Origin of the sequence: Streptomyces sp. SID11385 (assembly GCF_010548245.1) — a bacterium.
GTDB lineage: Bacteria > Actinomycetota > Actinomycetes > Streptomycetales > Streptomycetaceae > Streptomyces.
Genome location: NZ_JAAGLR010000028.1, coordinates 1 through 254, shown reverse-complemented (window position 1 = coordinate 254; position 254 = coordinate 1). Strand labels below are relative to the sequence as shown.

The window sequence follows — 254 nt, the reverse complement described above, 5'->3', positions numbered from 1 at the left end:
CGCCTCGCGCGTGACCGGCGATCCCCGGCTCATCGCCCTCGTCGCGGTCGCCGGGCACGCGTCCTGGCTGCTCAGCCCCCTCGCCGGGCTGCTCGCGGACCGGCTGCCCCGCCGTCCCGTGCTCGTCGGGGTCGACGCGGGCCGCGCGCTGCTCGCGGGGCTCCTCGCCTGGGCGGTCGCGGCGGGGCAGTCGTCGGTGGGGCTGCTCGCCGTCGTGACGTTCCTGCTCGGCTGTGGGGAGGTCCTGTACGCGG

Annotated in this window: 1 protein-coding gene; it reads left to right on the top strand. The window is 78.7% G+C overall.

Features of this window, described 5'->3' with window-relative positions; genetic code table 11:
- A partial coding sequence (locus G3I42_RS00940) for an MFS transporter (RefSeq protein ID WP_164281947.1) occupies positions 1-254 on the top strand: 254 nt, incomplete at both ends.